Genomic DNA, 19,473 nt, shown 5'->3' with positions numbered 1-19,473 from the left:
GAGTGCCCCTCTAATTTTGATTGATCTTGCTGCCCTTCCAACTGACCTCGCCCGAAGCCTTGCCGACAAACTTGCCCTTGGCGTTGACAGAAATATCTTTGCCTTCGATCGTGATCGTGCCGTCCTTTTTCATTACGATCATTGCTGAGCCAGTCTTGATGGTAATTGCTTCGCCTGCCTCGATCACCAGCTTCTTCCCGACGTTCACGCCACCGTCTTGACCAATTTCGACCAGGCTGCTCTTGGCGACCTTTATCGATCTCGCTCCGCCGATCTGCGTTGCATCGTCCTCGCCGATTTTCGCGCTGCGGCCCTTGCCGATCTCGCTCGTCTGTCCGCCGCCGATCTGAACGCTTTGGTCGGTGCCGATTTCCCAGCTGTCGGACGTACCGATGTCATGGCTTTGGCTGCTGCCCACGCTCACTGACCGGTTCGTGCCGATGGTGTTCGTCTGTGAGGCCCCTACCGTTCTGGTTTCTGAGGCCCCGACTGAGTCGATGCGTGCCGCCCCCACAGTGACTGTTTGGACGATGCCAACTGTCTGGGTGTGATTTGAGCCGATCGTCTCGGTGGAATTCGAGCCGATGCTGATCGTTTCGTCAGCGCCCACCGTAAGCGAGCGGTTGATTCCAACGGTTTCGGTATCGTTGGAGCCGATATCGACCGTTCGGTCGACGCCGACCTTCGTCGTCTTGTTGTTACCGACGTCCTCATCGAGGTTCACACCAACAGAATGCTTGGCATTGTTGTCGATACGGTCCGACTGGTCGTGCTGGACCAGCTTGCTGCGGTCGTTCTTGATCAGCAGGTTGTTGTCCTTCTGCGCCTGGAAGTAGACTTCCTCCGATCCCGCCTTGTCCTCAAAGCGCAGTTCGTTCCAGCCTCCCCCACCAGGTGAGGAATTCGTCTTCAGCCCTGACTGGGTTGCATTTCCCGGTAGCTCGTAGGGAGGCATTTCCTTGCCATTATAGACCCTGCCAGTGATAATCGGCCGGTCCGGGTCCCCCTCAAGGAAGTCGATGATCACCTCCTGGCCGATACGCGGGATCTGAATGAACCCCCAGCCCGCGCCCGCCCAGGTCTGCGAGACCCGCACGAAGCAGGAACTGTTCTGGTCTTTCTTGCCAAGACGGTCCCAGTGAAACTGCACCTTCACCCGAGCGTATTTATCCGTGAAGATTTCCTCACCCTTGGGGCCCACGACTGTCGCCGTTTGCGGACCACGCATGATCGGCCGAGGCGTGATACGCGGTGGCCGATAAGTCAGCGAAGTCGGCGCAACCTTCAAGTTCGCGCGGAAGGTCTCTTCGTCCGCATAGGCGGCGGGGCGGTAGCCTGGGTCAAAAAGGCGGTAGTCGGCGCGAAGCACTAGATATTCCGCGTTTTGGTCTTTGCGGGGGAAGTCTTCCAGTTTGAACGTGCAACCCGAAGCCAGTCCACGCACAGTGCCGGCGGCCGCGATCCTTTTGTGCGCAGCCTGAATTTCCTCTCGCCTTACGACGGCAACGGAGTCGCCGCGGCCTACAGTCAGGTGGGCACCGGGATGACGGTAATACTCTCCCCGTGATTGCGAATGCGCAAAGGGCTGCGCCGATTGCGCCATCAGGTCGGCGGCGGGCTTGGTGAAATCGTAGTCCGTGTGGGCATAGGTGGCCGGGTGGACGGAACTGGTCGCTACCCACTCTGTGATATATTCCTGGTCCCGTCGGATCGGTTCGCCTTCGGCACGGAACTTGACCGTCGCATAACCCGGGGCAGGCTTCAGCCTGTTCATAGCGTCGGCAAGGATGAGAGTGTGCTCACCGTCGCCATACTCGAAAAAATACATGATGCCTTCGTGCTCGAATAGGCGCTGCACGAAGTCCAGGTCAGTCTCGTCGTACTGAACGCAGTATTCCCGCGCCTCATAGGAACCTTGCAACCGCTTCTCGAACTTGGCGGGCTTGTATTTCGAGAAGATCTCCTCGGCGATTTCCACGACACTCATGTTCTGAAAGATGCGACAATCGGTCGTGTTGCCCAACAGCCAAAGCCACGGCCGCACCTCCGCCTCGTAATATGCAAGCCCTTCCTGTATCCGGATCAGGCGAAAATCCGAAACAAGCCCACTGAACCAGCGTTTCGGATCACCGGACTCTCCCTCGACCGAGATTGGTTTTCCGAGGAGTTTCAGCGGATCGACATTCTCGTCGGGGCTGACAAACCCGACGGTGAAGGCAAAACAGCGGCTGATTTCGTCATACCCGAGCAGATGGGTGAAGGTCAGCTTCGCGGGATCGAGCGGCGTCTGGACGAATGTCTTGCGGTCTTCGGACATGCGGAGAACAACCCTGTGTCGTGACGCCGGCAGACTTGGATCATGAACTTACCATAACGACCTGCCACCTCGAAAGACACATGTCGATTGCACCAGTTCTGTACTCCATGCCTGAAGTATCGAATTCGATTGAATTTTCCCACCGAGAACTCAAGCCGAGTTATGGATACATTTCTGCTCGACTTGGCCTGCTTGGCCCAGACCCAGAAGCGTGATGTCCGGCTATTTCACGTTGTGCCGTCGAGATCCGGCAACGCATTCAGCTTGAACAACATAGGGAATGACCCTCTTTTTTCCCGGCTGCGGAGCTGCGAAATTTGCACTACTATGGTCATGCAAATATTCGCCTAATCAATTGAACGAAGCAGCAATTAGGCTTACCGGCCAATGAGACAGAAAATTTCTTCCTTTGCGCTGAAATGGACTTTCCTGATCCCACTGGTGGCGCTGTTTTTGACGGCGTTCTCGTCGATGGCCTACGCGGAACGGCGAGCGGCTATCGTGGTCGGGAACGGCGAATACGAGTTTGCGCCTCTGGCAAATCCAAAAAACGATTCCAAGCTGATTGCCGCCACGCTAACGGAGCTTGGGTTCGATGTCCTGCTATTCTACGATGTCAAGAAAGCAGCCGTCGACGATCTCGAGAATGCGATCCGCACCCATCTTCTCGGCGCCGATATGGCGATCCTCTACTATGCCGGACATGCGTTGCAGCATGAAGGTCGAAACCTGCTGCTACCCGTCGATGTACGAACGGGATCGGCCAAAGAAGTCCTTGATGACGCCATCGCCCTCAATACCCTGCTCGACATCGTCAAGGACGATCCGGTTGGCGTCAAGCTGATCATTTTGGACGCTTGCCGCAACAATCCGCTCACAAGCCAAAAGGGATTGGGAGAGGGTTTGGCGAACATCGAGGCCGGCGCAGGCCAGGTTCTCATCGCCTTCGCCACTGGCGCCGGCGAAGTCGCTTATGACGGCACGGGCGTGAACAGCCCTTATTCTTCGGCGCTGGCCAATGCACTTCAGCAGCCGGGACTCGACGTTTATGACACATTCCGAACAGTGCGCGGAGACGTACGCCTCGCCACCAATGGATCGCAGATACCATGGATCACGGGCTCGATTGAGACCAGGTTCGTCTTTCGCGCGAGCGACAATAGTAAATCGGCGTCGGAGGTCTCGGCAGGCAATGGCGAACTGACGATTGACCGGGTGCTCTGGCACTTCATTCAGGACAGTCCCGACCCGAGGGATTTCGAACGCTTCGTAAAGGCATTTCCAAATAGCCAGCTTTCGGCGGAAGCGCTCAAGCGCAGCAAACTCCAGATTGCTGCACTGCATGAGCGTGGGCTCTTTGTCACCGGCGCACTTGCTGCCACACCGATTTCCAACGAGGCGCCTTTGAGCGCAAAGACTGCGGCCGCCGGTGAGGAGTTCGTTTTTCAGCAGGCCGGCGAGCGCGCCGTAAGCGAGACTTTTCGTATCTGGCCGCGAGAAATGCCAGCTACAGGAAGTGGAATGAAGGCTCTGGTAACGGATTGCGACCTCTACGCAGCCGACCCAAACGACCCACAACGTGTTGTACCTGGTGTTACGAACGGACTCGTGAATGTTCGCGATGGGCTGCGAGCCTGTGGCTTTGCCCTGGCTGCAAATCCTACAAACGCACGTCTGCAGTACCAGTTTGGCCGGGTTTTGGAAATAGCCCGGCGCTACGACTGGGCGGAGCATTTCTACGAGCTCGCCGGCGAGCAGCAATACAGCGCCGCACTCGTCAATCTCGGATTTATGGCGCGCGTCGGGATGGGCCGCGAGATCGATTACAAGCGTGCCTTCGATCTGTACATGAAGGCGGCGTCTCTCGGAAATCTCAGAGCAAGGACGAATGTCGGATCAGCTTACATACGCGGCCAAGGAGTGCCTAAAATCCCCGAGGAAGGGATTCTCTGGTACAAACTTGCAGCATCAAGCGGCTGGTCGAATGCAATCAATGCGTTGGGCGACAGCTTCCGCCGCGGCACGGGCGTGAAGAAGGATGATGTCGAGGCGACAAAGCTTTATTCCGCAGCGGCCGATGCCGGGCAGATCGACGCGATCAACAATCTCGGCCGTGCCTATGTCAGCGGCTTGGGCGTGCCGAAAGACATCAAACGAGGACTGGATCTGATGCTCCGCGCGACGGAGATGGGCAACCAGTATGCGCCACTCTACGCAGGGCGCCTTCTTCTGAAAGGAGCTGGCAAGGTGTCCCGCGATACGAAGCGCGCACTTTCGCTGTTTGAATTGTCGGCGCGTCGCGGCTTTGAGGACGCGTATCTTGAACTTGCCAAAGGTCACGCCCAGGGCTCTTTTGCCCGCGGAAAGCCGGACCTGCGACGCGCATATTTCAACGCAACGCTGGCGACCCGTTTCAAGGTCGAAGGGGCGGAGCAAACGAGGACATCCGTCGGCGAAAAGCTGGATGCTGCGACTCGAAAAGCGGTCGAAGGAGAGGTTGAACTATTTGTTCAGCAAAACGGGCTTTGAGATTGCTTGAGTTTGTAAAACACAGGAGTGGCAGTGCGCTGGATAATCGACAGAGCTGGCTGGTACTTTTCGCTTGGCAGGTCCAGAAGAATCACGAGTGCCATCGATTTGGCGGAGGAAGAGAAGAGCCTGAAGTATGTCTTCCACGACCCCACGCTCGAGGCTAACCCCAGAAGCCTGATCTCCGTCCTGGGCACGATGCCCGACAATCTTGTCGAGATTCTTGATACCGCAGTGCAGGCTTGCAGGGACCAGGCCGAATTTCCGATCGCTGTCCTGTCTGAACTGCGTCTGGATCTGATTGCCGCCCGTTCCGTTCCGCTGGAATTCATTCCCACGCGCCGGCACCTGCCTTCGGTGCCCGCGGAAATCTATGGCAGATATATCCGGCAGCGCTGGTCACTGATCATGGCGAAATGGGACGTCTCAAACGAAATCGCGCTGTCGTCGAGCATCGACGAATTTCTTGCCGATCAGATCGGCGCCGACGTCGTGCAGCAGCTCACGTGCGAGCAATCGAGGCATGCAAAGGACGGTCAGCGCGAATACTGAAGACAAGCTGCTCGATCGCCTTGGCGGCATCTGCTGCGCCATTGATGAAACCTAACCTCCTTGATCGCCGGCGAACCTCGGCCCGGAAGTCTTCAGACAGCGCCAAATCAAGCGTTGCCTCCACGCGGTTCAACTCGGAGTAACGCAAGCACAGGCCCAACCCCGCCGACTGTGCATAAACAGCGCGAAGATGCTGGTCGTCCATCTCCGGCGCTTCGTTGGGTACGAAGATCGAGGGGATTCCCCCAAAGATGCTTTCATGAAAGCTGTTATAACCGGCATTGGTCACCAGAAGATCGATCCCTGAGAAATATTCCGCCAAGGGATAAAGGCTTCTGCGTGGAACCCTCGACCCATCCTCTTTAAAGGGCTTGGCAAGCGGATTGAGGATCTGGACCGTTTGCACATCTCGCCTTGCTAGTCCGGCAAAAATGAGCTCAGGCAGGCCTGCAAAGTCAAAATTACGCTGTGAGCCAAGTTGAACTGCGACAGTGAAGCGGTCTGGATCGACGCCTAGCTTGGCGGCAGCTTCGCTCCGGGGCGATCCAGTGCCGGGGTCCAAAAGAAGCAATGGGGGGACGGCAACGGCACCGGGCAAATCGCGAGTCGGCCCGTGGTCCTCGTCATGGGCAAATTCGCCTGGCTCTATAACCATGTCGAATGTGTCCTGGGCGTCCGCACTGAACTCATGATCAACGCGCCACAAGGCGCGACGTATCCATATCCAGGCCAAATCACGCCGGCTTTCAGCAACGGCAACCAATCCTGGAAACGGCCTGTTCCCATCAAACACCACCGCCGAAACATCAAAGGCCTCCACTGCGCTCAGCAACTCTTGCGCATACGCTCTGTTCCAGCTTGTGTCTGTAACTCCCATCGCCAGTCCGCAAGGGATATAGTCTATGGCGTGACCTCGCGCAAAAACCAGGGCGGCTCCAGCCGATCTCGTAAAGAAAATAGGATCCACGTCATCAGACATACGCTCAGCGACAGCCATCAGACGAGTGATGTGTCCCAGTCCTATTCCATTTGTGGCTACGAAAAGTATCCGTCGCCTTTCGCCCATATGCCGAGGCGGTGATCGGACCGATTTGTCTTCGACATTGCGCCCATTTGAATAACTACTGATCGTCGTTCGACTGTTATTCAGGCCCGAAATCATAGGTAGTTCCAGATCATCGTAGAGGCGTGCCATTCTTTGCGGATACTGATCGATCGCAAATTTCCTCCGGACGAGTTCTCGTGCGGCATTTGATTGTTGGACATAAGCTGAAGGCGAAGCGATGAACCGCTCGATGACGTTCCGTGTTTCAGCGATATCGCAATAGGCAGCGCCATCTTCGAAGAGGCTCTCAAATGAACGATCAAGCACTGTCACCAAACCGCTGGCCATTGCTTCCGCGACACAGATGCCAAACGCCTCTACCCAATGTCTGCTGTGGAAATAGACGTAAAAATCCAGGCGACTGAGAAAGTCAGGTACGTCGTTTTCCGAGAAAGCACAGATCTCCCAGTTCGAGCCTATCCAATTCTTGATAGCGTCGGGGACACCGCCCAGGATTTTGATGTTGAAATCAGCCCGGTCAGGGTAGGCTGCTCGCAGATCATCCCCAGAATCAGGCCATTTCATGGGGTCCCCTCTCGTGTGCCGCCCCAAATTAACGCGGTCTTTTGGAGCCTTTCTCTGATGCTGGGGCCATTCGGCGAGGTCGACCATGTTCCATAGATCGTGCTGAACAAGTGTAGGCCCTTGCGTACCGCGAGCTTCGAACTGAGATCTGACTTTCGGACCGACAGGAGCAAACACGACCGGGACTCCGAAGAGGCGATCCAAAACGCGCTCGACGACTGCGGGATCGTATTGCTGAATGCGTTGACCGTCGAAGAGCGGATGATGAACCACACAAACGACACGGCGAGGCCGCAAGCGCACCGGCGAAAGCGGCATCCGCTCAAAGACGGCAGGGTGGTGCGCCAGAAGAATGTCGCAGGTCGCCTTTTCCGATCCGGTCAGCCAAGCGATATTCGATTGCTCGATCACCGCTGCCGTACGGCTGTCGAAGAGGCCTATTGGAGACTGTTGATATCCAAGAAACGGCAGCAGTCCGCAGTTCAACTCCCAACGTCCCGCCGCCTTTAGTTCGGCTCTTAGTGCGCTCGATGTGCCGCCCTGAAATCGTGGGTCGGCCGCATGAACAACATCAAAGTGCATCAGCCAACTCGGAGCATGATTTCAACCTTGAGATTTGCAAAGTCCTGCGCTCCCGATATCCAAACGCCGCAAAGCATTCCCCTCGCAACAATCGCAATCCCATGAACGGCACTGAGATCCTTAGGAGCGCTAGTAGGTTGTTCGTCCGGACCAAGCCCGTCGATGTTGGAGTGGCACGTTGCGTACGGCGACAGGTTGCTTTTGAACCGTTGTCTTCATCCTGCTTACAGCCAAAGCCGAGTAGCAACTGCGAGGATGCCTAGCGAGGAAATCCCTGTAGGATTCGCGCGTATTCAGCCTTTGGGCACGGCGCCAGTCCGCAGACTCGGCGGCACTGGGCGGCGTGTTTTGACAGGTGGCTTCGGATGGCGCAGGTGGCGAAGGCCGCCAGGACGGCACGCACGCCGTCAGAAAGACCGAGAGGAGTACGGAAACACGTTTCAACATCACGAGAACGTCTCCTTTCAGATATTAATAAATAATACAGACCGGAAAAATTCAGCCCTGATAATAGGATAAAGGCTTTTGCATAACAAGCATCCGCCTATACGTAACGGGGACTGAACGATTTTGGCGTCGGCAGAGCAATGCAGAGCAACCCATCTCGCCCCGGACACGAGACCTCGCCTGTTCCAAGCAACTTCGTCCACCCCAAGGTAGTCAAAGTACCACAGTTTTACACTGGCAAAACCACCGCTTTCGGCATTGACGGAATGGCGATAGCGCTTTTTAGAACTTCTGCTTTGCCCGCTTCCGCATGAAGTAGCTGCGGATCTTGACGAGTGCTTCAGCGACCGCTGCGGCATCCGATTGGGTGGCCGGCCCAGTAGCTTCACTGAGCTTGCGGATCGGCGCGATGATATCGCCAGTGACGGCATGGCCTCGGATGACCGGCCGCCACTGCTTCTGCGAGAAGCCTGTCCCCATCAGAAAGCTGACGTGCCAATCCATGGTATCGAAGGTTCGATCGTCGATCCTGCTGAACCTCGGCCGGTGATCCTCAGGTTTTTCGGCAAGGCTCGCCGAGATCCGGTTATATTCCGCAACAATGGTCTGCACGGCCTGGTGCGCTGTGGTTTCCATCGGCATATCCAAGGCCTCTGAACCGGTGAGCTCCGGGACCCATTCGCGTGGGTCGATGAACTTCGGACCGATGATAAGCGCCGTCAGATAGCCGTCGAGGCCGCTCATCGTCCAGATCGGAGATACTGGACGGCGCGCCCTCATAAAGGCTTCGAACGCCTCGTCGTCGAGCTTCGGTCGTGCTGCGGTACCCTGACTCTTATCTGTCATGCTGCACGCCGCCCTTGATCTGCCATGCCCTGCCCTCTCGTTCGGCCTTCCAGCTCCCCAAGGGAAGAGCGTCTCCATCACGGCAAATGGCCCGTGTCAACCGCTGGAGTGCGTTGGGACTTAACGCGGGGACGTTCCAGAACGGGCGGCGGTGAACAAATGGCCAGGTGATAGACCACGCCCGCGGCCAACCGCGCAGACCGACATCTCGCCGCCATCGCTTTCGACGCCGATCCGCTCCCCGGAAAAATGCGTGTTCGGCTCACTACAGTCGCTATTTTATTCCCCTCAATTGAAGTGCAAAGGCTATCGCCTGACGTCGGCAGCCATTGTTGAACATCCATAGGAGGACCTCGATGGGGTTCGCAAGATCAGCGCCCGCGGACGCTATTTTCACATCAATCTGCCCCCACTTCTCGTGGGTTTCGACAACAATCACATGTGTCCCAGGCGGAATGGGATCTCGTACGGCGTAGAGGAATTCACCTGCTTTCCACAACAGCCCGTCAATTCTCTTCTTATTACCAAACACCACGGAGAAGCTCATTTCCTTGGTAGCCTCGGACCGCGACAAGACAAGATGGTCATCTCGAACACACGCCGGTCCGGGTTCTTCGATCGACACCGCCCACGGGTTTTCGATAATCTTCCGTTCGGTCGCGATTGTTGAAGCCCGCGAACTTCCTAAGGCTTCGGTCCGCTTGCGTTCGTTCGTCAACAGACCTGCAATTGCGCCAAGTTTGGTTCTGCCCTCGCGGATGTCGGGCGCTTTGACGGATCCTTCGGCTTCCAAGTTCTCCTCAGTTACCATGTAAGCGGCGGGGCCGGATATGGAAGTAACGCTTCCATCTTCACCGAGCAAGGTCAGGGTTGTGCCCGCCGGAATTCTGATAGTATCTCCGGGCACAAAAAGCCTGCCCAGCAACAATTCTTTAGACTCTGGGTTCGCCGACACGATGACGTATTGGCTGCCTGCCGATGCGTTGTGCGCCAACCCAGAAAGGAAGGCGACCCCCAGCCAAAGAAAACTGCTTAGCAGCCGTCTGCGCGTGCTTATCTGCCACATTCCCAACAGCTCTAGTTACCAGTCAGGTGAATTTCCATTCCTTGGTTTCCACCAGCCAGCCGACCTTGATGAAAAAGGATCAGCCCGTCCTGCGGGTAAGTCTGGGCGAGCATTTCGAATGCGTGCGATGCGGTGCTATCTCCGGCCGCAGCGAGCGCATAGGCTTTCGTGTACGCTGTAAATCGCGTGCGATTCTCCTGAGTATCTACCAAGGCCTCGCAAGCACTCACACCCTCTGTTTTGCCCTTGAGGTATAGAACACCAATCGGCCGAAGTAAAAATCCGGTCGTTCGTTTGGACACCGCGAGACTTATACAGTTTTTCGTGCCGACGAGTTTATTGGCACGCTCAAGTCTGGCCGCAATGTTCACGGTATCACCCACGGCCGTATAGTTGAAGAATCTGACGCCCCCGAAATTTCCAACAATGGCCGGCCCCGCATGCACGCCGATCCGTGTGCCGCCGAGCGCAAGGCCGCGCTTGGCCGTGTCGTCGTGGAGCTTCTGCCCGAGGCCTTCAATTGCAAGCGTGAGGGCAACCGCCCGATCCGCCTGGTCGTGCTGCTCCGTGCTCGATGAATTGATCGCAGATCCGATCGAGGTATTCATTCAAGAGCGAGGCCACCTCTTCGGGCCCGACACTCTCGCTAAGCCCGGTGAAGCCCTCTAGATCCGTGAAGATGGAAGTGATCACGCGTCTTTCACCACCAAGCCGGAGTTCCCCGTGTTCGCGGACTATTTTCGTCACAACAGCTGGATTGACGTACTTTGCGAAGGCTCCTTCTACGAATTGACGTTCCTTCGAGTCGCGCCGCCATGCAAGAAACGAGACGAGACTGGAGAGGCCTACGACAATAAAGCTAGGTGCAACCAGCGGAATCAAGATCGCGAACCATGCGAACGCAAACCCGGCGCATACCCATACAACGGCAAGAGCGGCAGCAATCGCGATGGGCTTTTGGATTACCGCGATGGATCGCCATGAGATCCAAAGCGAAAAGGCGCCAGCTGCTACGAAGGGTGCAAATCCAATGATCTGCCCGGGTGTGTTGATCCTGTCGCCGGAAAGAATGCTTGCCAGCAAATGTGCGTGGATGATCACACCGGGCAAATCACCTTTGTCGGCGCCATTGAGCAAGGTGAACGGAGTGGGGTGACGATCCACTTGTGGGAGATCAAGTCCGAGCAGAACGAGCTTATTCTCAAACCAACTCGACGGAGCAAATTGGACCGCCTGCGCCGGATAAACGAGAAATCTAAACGGGGCGAAATTGCGGTCCCGGTAGTAAACCATCTCTCGGGAGCCCTGCCCGCTGTCGACACCTACGGCCTCGGCAATGGCAACCGGGAAGCTCGGGGCCCATTCACCGTCAATCGTCCTTCCCAAATGAGCCCCTCGAACAACCCGATCCAAGTTGTCGTGCAGCAGTGTTCCAAGGCCTTGAGTGGCCCGCGGAGAAAACGCTTTGAGATAATCGAGTTGCTCGGAACTGAGCCCGTCAAGTTTCGTACCCGATGCAAGAACGACAGGCGCCGGAAAGCTCTCCAAGACTGAGCGCAATCGCAGGTCCTTATCAGCTTCGGTCGGCTGATCGAACAGCAAGTCAATTCCAATCGCCCGCGGATTTCCAGATTGGATCCGGTTGAGAATATCGGTTAGCAGTCCCCTATTAATCGGTGAGCGGTACGGAAGGCGCGCCAACGTCTCCTCATTGATGGCCACTACTACAATACCTGGTTTGGGATTGGTGAAGGGTGATATCGAAATCATCATCATGTCGCGTAACAGGTTTTGCAATGGAGGCGAGAAGATTGCGGTCGCGACGGCCAGAAGTACAAGGTACATCAAGCACACTGCGCCCACGCCTAGCCCTTTATTCGCGATCAATCTTATTGCTCGCACGTGTAAACGGACCTCAAGATGGCGCAGCGCTTTTGCAACTGAAGGATACCGGCTCAATCTCACACAAACAATAACGTCACGGTGCCACTATCGGAGGAGAAGTGCTGCTTTTGACTGGTCCCGTCTAACCGGATCGTTCCTTTTCTCGACTATCAGGGTTTGATAAAATACCCGAGGGGGCTTCTGTCATGCGGTGGATCTGGATCTTCCTTGTCGTGCTGCTCGCGGGCATTTCCAGCGATGCGGTCGCGGAGAAGCGAGTCGCACTGATCATCGGAAACTCCGCTTATCAACACGCACCACAGCTAACCAATCCTGACAATGACGCCAGCGACATGGCATCGAAATTGACCGGTCTTGGCTTCGAGGTCTTCACTGGCCGCGATCTCGACCTGACCGAAATGCGTCGGTCAATCCGTGACTTTGTGGGAAAACTCGAAGGTGCGGACATGGCACTCTTCTTCTACGCCGGTCACGGAGTGCAGGTAAGCGGCGACAATTATTTGATCCCCATCGACGCGCGACTTACGTCGTATAACGACTTGGACTTTGAGGCGCTACCGATCGAGCTCGTGCTCTCGGCGATGGAGCGTAACGCGAGTGTCAATCTGGTGTTTCTGGATGCCTGCCGCGACAACCCGCTTGCCGAGACCCTGGCCCGTTCCATGGGAACACGATCTGCGGCCGTCGGCCGCGGATTAGCCAAGCTCGGTACCGGCCTTGGCTCGCTGATTGCTTTTGCTACGCAACCGGGAAATGTTGCACTCGATGGTATTGGTCGGAATTCTCCGTTTACGACAGCGTTGCTGAAACACCTCGGCACGCCTGGGCAGAGCATAACCGATGACCTAATCGCGGTGCGTCGCGCTGTCCTGGAGGCGACGGACGGCAAACAGGTGCCATGGGATAGTTCGTCGCTAACCGGTCCCGTCATCCTCAATCCTGACGCGCAGGAGAGTGGCAACTCTGGCCTTCTGGACACGGTGCCACCGTCGGATCGTTCGGTCGAACTCGCCTATTGGGACTCAATCAAAGACGCAAAGTCCAAGTCGTACTTCGAGACCTATATCAAGCGCTTCCCTGATGGGCTGTTCACGGACATTGCAAAGCTCAAGATCGAAGAAGTCGACGCCGCTACGCAGGCAGCGAAAGCTACTCGGCCGCAAGCGTCATCGGATTCCGCAGGAGGTGAGCTGCAAACTTTCCTCCAGCCTCCGGACCTTGGTTTGAAGCCTCTTGGAGACCCAGCGCCAACTCAGCCGCCCAAGAGTAGATCACGCGGTAAAGCTTCGAGAATCGCTGCCGCCCATGTCGGGCCTGATGCCGATCCACGGTTGGTGAAAGCTCTTCTCGCACTGAACGGTTATGAAATGACTTACGACTTCTTCGGAGGTCATCTCTACGTGGCTGTCCTCGCCCACACCAGCTGGACTAGATCCAAAGCTTTGGCCGAAGCTGCTGGCGGTCATCTGGTGACGCTTTCCACGAGAGAGGAGAACGCATTTGTCTACAAGCTCTTTTCGGAAGACAGCCGATTTGTTCGGATCGGTGAGCAAAAGGAAGGACCGTGGATAGGACTTTACCAGCCGCCGGGTTCAACGGAACCTGCCGGTGGATGGCAATGGGTAACCGGCGAGCCATTCCGTTACAAGAACTGGACCCGTGGGCAACCGAACAATTACGACCCCGATCATGATTCAGCGCTATTCCACAGCTACGGAAAGCTGGAACCAAAAGACGAACAGCGCCCACTGCGATGGGACGACAAGCCTGGCCGTCACGGCACTACCGGCTTTATCGTCGAGATTGAAGGTGATGCTCCAACGCTTAGCGCCGGCCTTGCCGTGGAAGCTCAAAGAGAACTGGCGCGCCTCGGGTGCCTTCTCGGAAAAGTCGACGGCAAGTGGGGTCTCGTCAGCCAAAACGCGTTGCGGGACTACGCCCGTCAGCAGGGCGTGCAGCTTTCGTCGCTCATTCCAACGGTAGAAATTCTTGCCCGCCTAAAGAGCACCCCCGACGCCGTATGCCGCTAGTCTTAGCCTGACCGTAGAGAAGCGCACGAAAGAAGATGGCAAGAGTGGAGTGGACGCCCTCCCCTCGCCTCACGGCCGCGCGCAAGGTCCACGGCTAGTTGCAATGCTGACCGCAGACGCCGATTTTTCCGATTGGTTGGAATGCAGTATCCCAAGGCATCCACATAAGAGATCCGCCCGAGTGCGATTAAGCCACCCGAAGGATGCTTGCCTGCAGCATACGCCGTCGATCATTCTGCCTTATTGGAATGCTCTAGTTGAACTGCGGTGTCGTGATTGTTCCGTGATAATTGCCTGCCTTAATAGGAGGCGCCCTTTGTTTGCCTGGATGTTAAATCTAGCCAGGTTTCAATACGGAGATCACGAATGCGCGCAAACTCCCCGATATTCGCCGTCACGAGTACCGCTCCGACTGCACAAGCATGAGCAGCGATGAACAGGTCATTTGGGCCAATTGGTTTGCCAGCGGCTTCCAGTTCAGTCCGGATGCCGCCGTACTCGGCATCAGCAGGCACGTCGAGCGCGAGCACTTGCAAGCTTCCAAGAATGGCCTCGATCTGTGCCAGCAGCCTCGGGGATCCCTTCTTGGCGCATCCATAACGCAACTCTGCTGCTGTAATAATGCTGACGCAGATCGCATCCGGCCCAACCTCAGCGATACGTTCAGTGACAGCGCCCCTCGGGTTCCGTGCAAGCTCCGACACGATATTGGTGTCCAGCATATAGAGCCTGCTCAAAGATCGATTTCCTTCACCGGCAGCAGTGTGTCGTCAACATCGGGGAACTCATCTTCAGGTCCGAGCGGTTCTAAACCGGCCAGAACTTCCAGCAGGTTCTTGCGCTGCATCGGCTCGATGATAAGCCGATCTCCGTCGCGGTGGATGATCACCCGATCGCCCGGAAACTCAAAGTCAGCCGGGATGCGTACAGCCTGACTCTTGTTATTTCGGAAGAGTTTAGCTTCCCTGGGAGGTTTAGGTTGGTTGTGGTGGAGTTGGGGCATGCCGGGCTCCTGTGCATATACACAGGCATATACATTCTAAGGAGGGTGATTTCAAGCTTTCCTTCTCGAAACTGCTTATTTCTGAACGTGTTTCCTACGATCCGCGCTGTCGTAAAATTATCTGGCCAACGCAGGCTAGGCTTCCGTCAAAACATGAAACGCTCGGAGTTACGCGGGGGCAAAGCCGGATCTCTGGCGGTTGGCGTTATCAGCTTCAGCGACTGAAAATGGGTGCGATATTGGCCAGCATTACAAGTCAGCAACAGCGGCATTGACGAACGTCAGCCGCTCGCAAACATCAAGCAGAGCCCGGCAACCCTTGCGCGGGCTCTGCTCCAAATGGCTGCTGAAACAACCCATCCTCCTCAATGCACGATCAACTTGCCAGGGTGCCATGACGAACCATTAGAATTTTGGGGCTGTTTGTGACGGGCCGTGAAAGCCGCGCACAAGGAAGTCAGCGCCAGGATAGTTGATCCTGGGGTAGCCGGCCGCTCGGGTCGTTCACGTTCACCTGGCGCGGAAGATCCGGTCCCCATTTCCACAGAACGAGGTTCCGGTCATCCGCCTCAGCACGCGGCGCGAAACTTGGCACCAAGATACCGGCCGTCCCGCGCGCATCGAGGCGATCATAGATCGCCCACGAGGCGGGACGCCTCCCCTCCGCAAGCGCTGTGGCCCAGCTACAAGCCATTTCCTCCATGGAGACGGAATGCGCGGCCCTCCCCTCCTCCGTTGTCAGGTCAAAGACGTTTTCACAATCGATATTGTAGGAGCACAGCACGCAGGGATCGATACGGTGCGCGAAGCCTTGGTTGGCCTCCTTGACAGCTGTCATGATGCTGAGCGCAAGGTAAAGCGCGGGCACGCCCTTCGGATTGAACCGCGCGCCTCTGATGGCGGCGCCATCGCCTGATGTCGGTTTGAAAGCCCAGCGTGGATCATGCGCTCGGTAGCACGTTCCCACAAACCTCAAGCAAAGCCACCGACGGCCATATGGTCGAGATAATCGCGAACGGCTGCGGCCTTGCCGTCCTTGACGAGCGCCTCGGCGGTGCGTCCGCCAAATGCCGGCAGAGGTTGGGCCCGGTACCAGGCCATTGCCTGTTCCTTGCCCCCGGCCCACTCGGCAATCCGACTGATGATCTCGAGCATCTCCCGAAGGCGGCTCTGCGTCTTTGCACCACGGCTGCGCTCGGTTCGGTAAAGTGTTTCGCGTGCAAGCCCCGCGGTCGCGGCGAGCTGGCTCTTGGACATGCCAAAACCGTCTGCCACCTGCTCAACAGCGATCTTTCCACTCCGATCCATATAGGAGAGAATCAATGGTCCGTTGTCGCTACGAACTTTCTGCGCCTGAACCATTCTTCCTTACCTGCCATACCCGAAAACGCATTCTATGTGCAAAATGTATGGCACTGTTTGCTGTTTTGCAAGGCGCGCACGACGACATCGTCTTCAATATCGGCGTCATTGCCTGCACGTGCTCATCGATCCCCTCAAGGACCTTGGTGGGAACAATTTCACGCTCACGAAATAGCCACCAGTGCTGGTTGACCACCTCTACAGTTTCCACTCCGGCCTTCAGGATCGCCGGGAGCCTCGCGCGGTTGGCGAACGCTTTGAATGACCGCTCTCCGCCGAGCAAAAGCGCCATAGCGTCTGCGGGAAGATATGGCACCGTCGACAGCACGTCGCAAATTGGCACAAGGGCCGGCATGTTACAGCTCCATGATAGATTACCGACCAGTTCTTCAGGTGCATGTCGCCATTGCGGTAACAACGCTCAGTGCCAGCCGACGGACGAATTCGAGAGCCGCCGTAGGGGAAACGGCTACGCTAATGGCCGAGGCGATATCGCGCTACGCGACGCCCTCATATTTGCGCGAGGGATAGATGCCGAAGACTGAGCGAAATCCTCGATGGAAATTCGTTCATCTTTGCCTGCGCAATCGAAACGTTTGCTGTTGGCGCCATTGACGCTGCACCGGTGGCCGGTCGGGCGGACTGGCGCTTGCGGCCAAGCCCCGGGGGCGCAAATCGCGCTTGGCCACGATGGAGGTGCGCTTCCTATGCCTTCGAGCCTAAGTCTATTGTGCCCTGCTCGAGGGCAAGACCGAACGGCAGAAGACCCACGGGCTCGCTCGCCCACGCCGCCCGGGCCTGTGCCTGCGTCCCAGGATAGTGATGCGCGGCGGATGGCTCGAGTTCGCGGCCACGAAGCGAGGCATTAGCCTCCTCGCCGAATGAAGCGCAAAATCGACCTGCGCCTGCTCGCCCGGCGGTGACCCGAAGCGAACTTCAGATCCGGCGGCCGAATGTCGCGCAAGAAGTCGGTCAGCGCCGTGTAGCCGCCGGAACAGCCGAGATCCTTGACCTCGCGGAAAAGCCGCCGCCCTGTCAGGCCGGGATAGGCCTCACCCGTTCGCGAAGATAGGCCGAAGCTACCTGATCCGCATCCATCAGCCAGCGGAAATTCTCCTTCTGCTCAATCCACGCGTGCCGCCATCCGGAAGTCGGCCCGCCGCGCTCCAGGAAAGTCGTATCGATCAAGCCCCAGAACCGCATCGTCCTCGCCATCCACCGCCACAACCGCATGCAGATGGGAACTGCCGTTGCCTGTCGAGCGCAGCACCGTCGGGTCCTGGATCGCCACAACATGCCGACCGAGGCAGAGCTGCGGCGTCACGGCATCAATCGCGCAGGAACCGCGTCAGCCGCATCTTTCCCGCACGGCTGCCACCAAGCGCCGCACCGGCAGCTTACGCCCGCCGGAAAATTCTTTCGTCCTGGCGTTCGAGTGAGTTGTTGGGGATTGATCCTCACTTCCCTCAGCCTTTCGCAGTCAATTTCGCTATCTTTGCCCGGTCTGATATCACGGCGGCGATCTCATTGATTGGCTTTCGATCAGGCGATGCACATACGAGATCGTCAACTACCTCGCCGATTAGCGTGTTTACATTGTCGCAAAGCTCGCTCAAGCGGCGGCGTAACAGCGGAAAGCCAATCCCCGCTTCTTTTGCGAAAACCTGCCACCCCCCTGCATCCATTTCGGCGAGCGTGGCGCGTTTCCCGATCCTCATCGCCATTTTCGCCGAAAGTTCTGAATAGACCACCGTCGAAAGCAAGTCGTAAAGCGGAGCGAGCCTCGGGCCCTGCCCGTCGTACAGGATGGAAAAGTTCTTTCCATGTGCATCGGCATTCCCAACGATCAAATTGAATATTGCCGCGTCCAACATTTTCAGCACATCGACGGCCGGCCTTGTTGAGACCCGCCGCAATAGTTCGAAGCAGTCCTTGAAGGTCGGTCCGCCTTCATTCGCATACTTCGTTTCAGGTGGCACGCCGAGCGCCTGGCAGAAATCCTCCTGGTGGATGCGTTGCACTGTGCCGCTGGCATCGCGCATGCGGTCATACCTTTCGACCAAAAGAAACGAGCGCCCCTGCACGTATCTCGGTTCGACAGGTGCGACATCGAGCCCGATGGCGGCCGCAAGTCTCATCACCAAGGCTTCGTTCTCGGTTGTGGCGTTGAAGCGGGCGATTGGCGGTTTCAGGATATGCGTGGTAGCCTGACCAGGCAGCGGAAGTGCAATCTGACCACGAACCGAGACAACCGGCACTTTGGATTGCGCGCCGGCCAGCGACAGTCTGAGGCCCTCTTCACCGGCCAAAAGCGGCCGTGTCGGGAGCGCGCCCAGCACGCGAAGAATTCCCGTCTCGTCAAGAGGCGTCGGCTGCTGATTGCCAGTCGGCCCGATCTCTGCGGGCTCTTGGCCCTCAGGAAGTAGCTGCAATGCGCCGGCGACATCCCCGCCCAAACGATTAAGAAGAGCGTAGTCGTTGGCGGGCGAAACGCCCAATGCTTGCGCGGCTGCTGCCCGCTGGCTTTCCTCGGGAAGCAGGCCGCCGAAAAACGGCCGGCACTCTCGACGCGAGAAGTGCTCCGATCGTTTAGGGAGAGATACGGACAACGGGAGCGTTCTGTCATCCTCAAGCCACGCCTGAACATAGGCAAAACCGATATCCCCATGCTTATCCTGGGTGAATTGACCGACGACGCGGCCGTTCCACCAGACATTGAGGACTTTGGTCGTCATCGTGTGCGCTCACCCGGGGCCAGGATTTCGATGGAGCAACCGAGCGTTTGGAGAACCCGCAGGACTTTTCCAAGTTGGGCTGTGGGCTTGCCTGCTTCGAGATCGACAATGAACCGAAGCCCTACGCCAGCAACGCCCGCGAGCTCGTCCTGGCGCAAGTTTTGCTCCCTCCTTGCACCTCGAACCACGGCGCCAATATCGGCTGGACTTCGGACTTGTTTTGCCATGAAAATTTCCCGATCGGGAAAGTAGCAGCGAACTTGGCCTCTTGTCCAGAGAGATTTTCCCGATCGGGAAAATAAAGACCATTACGGCGCATAAACATGACCGAATTTCCCGCTCGGTAAATTAGGGGAAGTCTAATGACGATTTCGATGGGATGCGGCCTTCTGGTGCAGCGCTGAACCGAGTGGATTCATTCGTGACACGTTGGACAATGACTGCGTCCTGAAACCGGACTTCTTGCTTT

At 57.0% G+C, this 19,473-nt stretch carries 16 protein-coding genes and 1 pseudogene; 3 read left to right on the top strand and 14 right to left on the bottom strand.

Annotation, left to right across the window (positions count from 1 at the left end; genetic code table 11):
- Positions 1 to 10 precede the first annotated feature (10 nt).
- Positions 11 to 2,317, bottom strand: a complete 2,307-nt coding sequence (gene tssI / locus CO676_RS20725; RefSeq protein WP_014763577.1) for a type VI secretion system tip protein VgrG — start codon at positions 2,315 to 2,317, stop codon at positions 11 to 13.
- 387 nt (positions 2,318 to 2,704) lie between these two features.
- Between tssI and CO676_RS20715 the strand changes: the two genes are divergently transcribed.
- Together CO676_RS20715 and CO676_RS20710 are read left to right on the top strand one after the other, a co-directional pair.
- A complete protein-coding gene (locus tag CO676_RS20715) occupies positions 2,705 to 4,846 on the top strand; it encodes a caspase family protein (RefSeq protein ID WP_014763576.1) in 2,142 nt (713 codons plus the stop codon).
- 33 nt (positions 4,847 to 4,879) lie between these two features.
- Entirely contained in the window at positions 4,880 to 5,398 is a 519-nt protein-coding gene (locus tag CO676_RS20710) for a hypothetical protein (RefSeq protein WP_097522447.1), read from the top strand.
- Here the strand turns inward: CO676_RS20710 and CO676_RS20705 are convergent.
- From CO676_RS20705 to CO676_RS20685, 5 genes are all read right to left on the bottom strand, one after another.
- Positions 5,349 to 7,610, bottom strand: a complete 2,262-nt coding sequence (locus CO676_RS20705; protein WP_097522446.1) for a glycosyltransferase — start codon at positions 7,608 to 7,610, stop codon at positions 5,349 to 5,351. The genes CO676_RS20710 and CO676_RS20705 overlap by 50 nt on opposite strands.
- 729 nt (positions 7,611 to 8,339) lie before the next feature.
- Positions 8,340 to 8,903, bottom strand: a complete 564-nt coding sequence (locus CO676_RS20700; RefSeq protein ID WP_097522445.1) for a UPF0149 family protein — start codon at positions 8,901 to 8,903, stop codon at positions 8,340 to 8,342.
- A gap of 274 nt (positions 8,904 to 9,177) precedes the next feature.
- Positions 9,178 to 9,969, bottom strand: coding sequence for a hypothetical protein (locus CO676_RS20695; protein ID WP_041414205.1), 792 nt, complete (start codon positions 9,967 to 9,969; stop codon positions 9,178 to 9,180).
- Between the two features lie 11 nt (positions 9,970 to 9,980).
- The gene (locus tag CO676_RS20690) at positions 9,981 to 10,577 is read right to left on the bottom strand and encodes an adenylate/guanylate cyclase domain-containing protein (protein ID WP_097522444.1); all 597 of its coding nucleotides are present in this window, start codon (positions 10,575 to 10,577) and stop codon (positions 9,981 to 9,983) included.
- Positions 10,486 to 11,814, bottom strand: a complete 1,329-nt coding sequence (locus CO676_RS20685) for a CHASE2 domain-containing protein (RefSeq protein WP_144340170.1) — start codon at positions 11,812 to 11,814, stop codon at positions 10,486 to 10,488. The genes CO676_RS20690 and CO676_RS20685 overlap by 92 nt, the downstream gene beginning before the upstream one ends.
- Positions 11,815 to 12,059: 245 nt before the next feature.
- Between CO676_RS20685 and CO676_RS20680 the strand changes: the two genes are divergently transcribed.
- The gene (locus CO676_RS20680) at positions 12,060 to 13,904 is read left to right on the top strand and encodes a caspase family protein (protein WP_014763570.1); all 1,845 of its coding nucleotides are present in this window, start codon (positions 12,060 to 12,062) and stop codon (positions 13,902 to 13,904) included.
- A gap of 299 nt (positions 13,905 to 14,203) precedes the next feature.
- Here CO676_RS20680 and CO676_RS20675 read toward each other — a convergent pair whose 3' ends face one another.
- The 8 genes and pseudogenes from CO676_RS20675 to CO676_RS20640 all read right to left on the bottom strand — a co-directional run bounded on the left by CO676_RS20675 (position 14,204) and on the right by CO676_RS20640 (position 19,231).
- The gene (locus CO676_RS20675; protein ID WP_097522442.1) at positions 14,204 to 14,641 is read right to left on the bottom strand and encodes a type II toxin-antitoxin system VapC family toxin; all 438 of its coding nucleotides are present in this window, start codon (positions 14,639 to 14,641) and stop codon (positions 14,204 to 14,206) included.
- Entirely contained in the window at positions 14,638 to 14,907 is a 270-nt protein-coding gene (locus CO676_RS20670; RefSeq protein ID WP_014763568.1) for an AbrB/MazE/SpoVT family DNA-binding domain-containing protein, read from the bottom strand. Before CO676_RS20670 ends, CO676_RS20675 begins: the two co-directional genes overlap by 4 nt.
- 457 nt (positions 14,908 to 15,364) lie before the next feature.
- Positions 15,365 to 15,883 (bottom strand): RES family NAD+ phosphorylase, encoded by a 519-nt coding sequence (locus tag CO676_RS20665; RefSeq protein ID WP_097522441.1) that lies wholly within the window; start codon positions 15,881 to 15,883, stop codon positions 15,365 to 15,367.
- Positions 15,880 to 16,269 (bottom strand): MbcA/ParS/Xre antitoxin family protein, encoded by a 390-nt coding sequence (locus CO676_RS20660; RefSeq protein ID WP_097522440.1) that lies wholly within the window; start codon positions 16,267 to 16,269, stop codon positions 15,880 to 15,882. The genes CO676_RS20665 and CO676_RS20660 overlap by 4 nt, the downstream gene beginning before the upstream one ends.
- 82 nt (positions 16,270 to 16,351) lie before the next feature.
- Positions 16,352 to 16,840: pseudogene (locus CO676_RS20655) on the bottom strand (HipA domain-containing protein); the annotation flags it as partial.
- A 552-nt stretch (positions 16,841 to 17,392) separates the two neighbouring features.
- Positions 17,393 to 17,593 carry a hypothetical protein gene (locus tag CO676_RS36160; protein WP_144340169.1) on the bottom strand — a complete coding sequence of 67 codons (201 nt, stop codon included), beginning with the start codon at positions 17,591 to 17,593 and terminating at the stop codon, positions 17,393 to 17,395.
- Positions 17,594 to 17,735: 142 nt separating this feature from the next.
- A complete protein-coding gene (locus tag CO676_RS20645; RefSeq protein WP_097522439.1) occupies positions 17,736 to 19,004 on the bottom strand; it encodes a type II toxin-antitoxin system HipA family toxin in 1,269 nt (422 codons plus the stop codon).
- The gene (locus tag CO676_RS20640) at positions 19,001 to 19,231 is read right to left on the bottom strand and encodes a type II toxin-antitoxin system Y4mF family antitoxin (protein WP_097522438.1); all 231 of its coding nucleotides are present in this window, start codon (positions 19,229 to 19,231) and stop codon (positions 19,001 to 19,003) included. The genes CO676_RS20645 and CO676_RS20640 overlap by 4 nt, the downstream gene beginning before the upstream one ends.
- Between the last annotated feature and the right edge of the window lie 242 nt (positions 19,232 to 19,473).

Origin of the sequence: Sinorhizobium sp. BJ1 (assembly GCF_002531555.1) — a bacterium.
Classification (GTDB): Bacteria; Pseudomonadota; Alphaproteobacteria; order Rhizobiales; family Rhizobiaceae; genus Sinorhizobium; species Sinorhizobium fredii_B.
Note: the sequence above shows the minus strand (reverse complement) of the source record. Positions and strands in the feature narration are given on the sequence as shown.

Excerpts from the sequence above, each read along its gene's own strand:
- CO676_RS20660 (WP_097522440.1), bottom strand. The coding sequence starts at position 16,269 with ATGGTTCAGGCGCAGAAAGTTCGTAGCGACAACGGACCATTGATTCTC.
- CO676_RS20715 (WP_014763576.1), top strand. The coding sequence starts at position 2,705 with ATGAGACAGAAAATTTCTTCCTTTGCGCTGAAATGGACTTTCCTGATC.
- CO676_RS20645 (WP_097522439.1), bottom strand. The coding sequence starts at position 19,004 with ATGACGACCAAAGTCCTCAATGTCTGGTGGAACGGCCGCGTCGTCGGT.
- CO676_RS20690 (WP_097522444.1), bottom strand. The coding sequence starts at position 10,577 with ATGAATACCTCGATCGGATCTGCGATCAATTCATCGAGCACGGAGCAG.
- CO676_RS20685 (WP_144340170.1), bottom strand. The coding sequence starts at position 11,814 with ATGTACCTTGTACTTCTGGCCGTCGCGACCGCAATCTTCTCGCCTCCA.
- CO676_RS20670 (WP_014763568.1), bottom strand. The coding sequence starts at position 14,907 with ATGCCCCAACTCCACCACAACCAACCTAAACCTCCCAGGGAAGCTAAA.
- CO676_RS20640 (WP_097522438.1), bottom strand. The coding sequence starts at position 19,231 with ATGGCAAAACAAGTCCGAAGTCCAGCCGATATTGGCGCCGTGGTTCGA.
- CO676_RS20705 (WP_097522446.1), bottom strand. The coding sequence starts at position 7,610 with ATGCACTTTGATGTTGTTCATGCGGCCGACCCACGATTTCAGGGCGGC.
- CO676_RS20695 (WP_041414205.1), bottom strand. The coding sequence starts at position 9,969 with ATGTGGCAGATAAGCACGCGCAGACGGCTGCTAAGCAGTTTTCTTTGG.
- CO676_RS20700 (WP_097522445.1), bottom strand. The coding sequence starts at position 8,903 with ATGACAGATAAGAGTCAGGGTACCGCAGCACGACCGAAGCTCGACGAC.
- CO676_RS20680 (WP_014763570.1), top strand. The coding sequence starts at position 12,060 with ATGCGGTGGATCTGGATCTTCCTTGTCGTGCTGCTCGCGGGCATTTCC.
- tssI (WP_014763577.1), bottom strand. The coding sequence starts at position 2,317 with ATGTCCGAAGACCGCAAGACATTCGTCCAGACGCCGCTCGATCCCGCG.